The organism is Cellulosimicrobium cellulans (genome assembly GCF_001722485.1).
GTDB lineage: Bacteria > Actinomycetota > Actinomycetes > Actinomycetales > Cellulomonadaceae > Cellulosimicrobium > Cellulosimicrobium cellulans_A.
The window spans coordinates 1-4,224 of sequence record NZ_LWGL01000221.1 but is presented as its reverse complement, the minus strand read 5'-3'; the positions used below and the strand labels follow the sequence as shown (position 1 = coordinate 4,224).

Sequence of the window (4,224 nt, the reverse complement as noted above, 5' to 3'; positions counted from 1 at the left end):
GGCGGCGACGCCGTCGGCGCCGGTGTCGGTGCCCGCGGCGGAGGGCGTGCTCGCGCGCGCCGCGTCCGGCTCGCGTCCGCTCGTCGTGGTGACGGCCACGGGGCGCGACGCCGACGAGCTCGCCGCGAGCGTGCGGGCCTACCTGCCCGACGAGCTGGCCGACCTCGTCGCCGTGCTCCCGAGCTGGGAGACGCTCCCGCACGAGCGCCTGAGCCCGCGCGCGGACACGGTCGCGCGGCGCATCGCCGTCTTCCGCCGCCTCGCGCACCCGGACCCGGAGATCGGCCCGTCCGGCCCGGTGCGCGTGCTCGTCATGCCGGTGCGCGCGCTGCTCCAGCCGGTCGTGGAGGGCCTGGGCGAGCTCGTCCCGGTCGAGCTGCACCACGGCGACGTCGCCGACCTGACGGACGTCGCCGAGCGGCTCGTGAACGCGGCGTACACGCGCGTGGACATGGTCGAGCGGCGCGGGGAGTTCGCGGTGCGCGGCGGCATCCTCGACGTGTTCCCGCCCACGGAGGACCACCCGCTGCGCGTCGAGTTCTGGGGCGACGAGGTCTCCGAGATCCGCTGGTTCGCGGTGGCCGACCAGCGCAGCCTCGAGATCGCCGAGCACGGGCTGTGGGCGCCGCCGTGCCGCGAGATCCTGCTCACCGACGCGGTGCGCGAGCGCGCGGCCGCGCTCGTCGAGGACCTGCCCGGTGCCGCGGAGATGCTCGACAAGCTCGCCGCGGGGGTCGCGGTCGAGGGCATGGAGTCCCTCGCGCCCGTCCTCGTGGACCGCATGGTGCCGGTGCTCGAGCTCGTGCCCGACGACGCGCTGCTCGTCCTCGACGACGCCGAGCGCGTGCGCCGGCGCGCGCACGACCTCGTCGCGACGACCGAGGAGTTCCTCGCCGCGGCGTGGACGGGCGCGGTCGCGGGCGGGAAGGCCCCGATCGACCTGTCCGCGGCGTCGTTCGCGACGTTCGCCGAGGTGCGCGCGATCTCCCAGCGCCGGGGGCTGGGCTGGTGGACGCTGTCGTCGTTCGCGCTCGACAACCCCGAGCTCGACGACGTCCCCGCCGACGCGCAGGAGAGCGCGTCGGGCGTACCGACGTTCACGATCGGCGCGCGCGACGTCGAGTCCTACCGCGGCGACGTGTCGCGCGCGATCGACGACGTGCGGAACCTCCAGCACGCGGGCTGGCGCCTCGTCCTCACGACCGAGGGCCACGGTCCCGCGAAGCGCATGGTCGAGCAGCTCGGCGCCGCCGACACCCCGGCGCGTCTCGTCGCGCGCCTCGACGACGAGCCCGAGGGCGGCATCGTCCTCGTCACCCCAGCGATGGTCGGCAAGGGGTTCGTCGCCCCCGAGCTGCGTCTCGCCGTCTTCTCCGAGGCCGACCTCACGGGCCGCGCGGGCACGAGCACGCGCGACATGCGCAGGATGCCGTCGCGCCGGCGCAACGTCGTCGACCCGCTGCAGCTCAAGGCGGGGGACTTCGTCGTGCACGAGCAGCACGGTGTGGGCCGGTTCGTCGAGCTCGTGCAGCGCACGCTCGGCACCGGGGGCAACGCCGCGACGCGCGAGTACCTCGTCATCGAGTACGCGAGCAGCAAGCGCGGCCATCCCGGCGACCGGCTCTTCGTCCCCATGGACCAGCTCGACCAGGTCACGAAGTACACCGGCGGCGAGTCGCCGAGCCTCAACAAGATGGGCGGCTCGGACTGGGCGAAGACCAAGTCGCGCGCCCGCAAGCACGTGCGCGAGATCGCGAGCGAGCTCATCCGCCTCTACAGCGCGCGCATGGCGACGCAGGGGCACGCGTTCGGCCCGGACACGCCGTGGCAGCGCGAGCTCGAGGACGCGTTCGCGTACGTGGAGACGCCGGACCAGCTCGCCACGATCGACGAGGTCAAGGCCGACATGGAGAAGACGGTCCCGATGGACCGTCTCGTGTGCGGCGACGTCGGCTACGGCAAGACGGAGATCGCGATCCGCGCGGCGTTCAAGGCCGTCCAGGACGGCAAGCAGGTGGCCGTCCTCGTGCCGACGACGCTGCTCGTCCAGCAGCACTTCGAGACGTTCTCGGAGCGGTACGCGGGCTTCCCGGTGACCGTCCGGGCGCTGTCGCGCTTCCAGACGGCCAAGGAGAGCGAGGAGGTCGTCGAGGGCCTGCGCACGGGGAAGGTCGACGTCGTCATCGGCACGCACCGTCTCATCACGGGCGGCGTGCGGTTCAAGGACCTCGGCCTCGTGATCATCGACGAGGAGCAGCGGTTCGGCGTCGAGCACAAGGAGACCCTCAAGCAGCTGCGCACGAACGTCGACGTCCTCGCGATGTCCGCGACGCCGATCCCGCGCACGCTCGAGATGGCCGTCACGGGCATCCGCGAGATGTCGACGCTCGCGACGCCGCCCGAGGAGCGCCACCCCGTCCTCACGTACGTCGGGGCGTACGAGGAGAAGCAGATCGCCGCGGCGCTGCGCCGTGAGCTGCTGCGCGAGGGCCAGGTGTTCTACGTGCACAACAAGGTCGAGACCATCGAGCGGACGGCGGCGAGGCTGCGCGAGCTCGTGCCTGAGGCCCGCGTCGGCGTCGCGCACGGCAAGATGAACGAGCACCAGCTCGACCAGGTGATCCGCGCGTTCTGGGAGAAGGAGCTCGACGTCCTCGTCTGCACGACGATCATCGAGACCGGCCTCGACATCTCCAACGCGAACACGCTCATCCTCGAGCGCGCCGACGTGCTCGGCCTGTCCCAGCTGCACCAGCTCCGCGGGCGCGTCGGCCGCGGCCGGGAGCGCGCCTACGCGTACTTCCTCTACCCGCCGGAGCGCCCGCTCACCGAGACCGCGCACGACCGTCTCGCGACGATCGCGGCGCACACCGACCTCGGCGCGGGCATGCAGGTCGCGATGAAGGACCTCGAGATCCGCGGCGCGGGCAACCTGCTCGGCGGCGAGCAGTCCGGGCACATCGCGGGCGTCGGGTTCGACCTGTACGTGCGCATGGTGGGGGAGGCCGTCGCGAGCTTCCGCGGGGACGGCGCCGAGGAGCAGCCGGAGGTCTCGATCGAGCTCCCGGTCGACGCGCACCTGCCCGAGTCGTACATCGCGACCGAGCGCCTGCGCCTCGAGGCGTACCGCAAGATCGCGGCGGCGACGGACGCGCCCGCGCTCGCCGAGGTGCGGGCCGAGCTCGTCGACCGCTACGGCGCGCTGCCCGACGTCGCGTCGGCGCTGTTCGACGTCGCCGACTTCCGCAACCACGTGCGCCGCGCGGGGCTCACGGACGTCACGGCGCAGGGGAAGTTCATCCGGTTCGCGCCGGTGGACCTGCCCGAGTCGGCGCAGCTGCGGCTCAAGCGGCTCTACCCGGGCACGATGCTCAAGCCGGCGATCCGCGCGATCCTCGTGCCGTTCCCGACGACGGCGCGCATCGGCGGCCGTCCGCTGCGCGGCACCGAGGTGCTCGACTGGGCGCGCCAGCTCGTCGACGCGGTCGTCCTCGGCGAGGTGAGCGCGGCGGCGAGCGTGGGCACGTCGGCGGCTGCCCGCTGAGCGGGCCGGTCGGGTCGCGCCCGGCGTCGGGGCGCTCCTGGCTCCTACGATGAGCCGGTGACGGACCACTCCCGCGAGACCCGCCCGGACACCGCCCCGACCGACGCCCTGCGCGAGGCGGTCGCGGTCATGGACCGCCTGTACTCGCCGGGCGGCTGCCCGTGGGACCGCGAGCAGACGCACGCGTCCCTCGTGCACTACCTGCTCGAGGAGGCGCACGAGCTCGCCGAGGCCATCGAGACCGACGACCGGGCCGGCATGCGCGAGGAGCTCGGCGACCTGCTCCTGCAGGTGCTGTTCCACGCGCGCATCGCGAGCGAGGAGCCGGACCCGTTCACGGTCGACGACGTCGCGGCCGACCTCGTCGCGAAGCTCGTCCGCCGGCACCCGCACGTGTTCGCGGACGACCCGGTCGCGGCGACGGACCTGCACGCCCAGTGGGACGCGATCAAGAAGGCGGAGAAGAGCCGGTCCTCGGTGCTCGAGGGGATCTCGCACACGCAGGGGGCGCTCGCGCGGGCGCAGAAGGTGCTCTCGCGCGCCGAGCGCGGCGGCCTCGGCGACATGGTCGGCCCGGCCGCTCACGCCCGTGGACACGTGCAGCGCGAACGCCGTGTGGTCGTACGCGACGTCGGCGGAGATCGCGAAACCGAGGATCCAGGCCGTGAGGGGGCCGAGCG

At 73.5% G+C, this 4,224-nt stretch carries 2 protein-coding genes; both read left to right on the top strand.

The annotated features are described in order from the left end of the window. The coding region (gene mfd, locus JZ5iCDA_RS15940) for a transcription-repair coupling factor (protein ID WP_069388033.1) at positions 1-3,544 on the top strand (3,544 nt) is incomplete at its 5' end. A gap of 57 nt (positions 3,545-3,601) precedes the next feature. After that, positions 3,602-4,224, top strand: a 623-nt coding sequence (locus JZ5iCDA_RS20085) for a MazG family protein (protein ID WP_069388032.1), incomplete at its 3' end; no start/stop codon positions are given.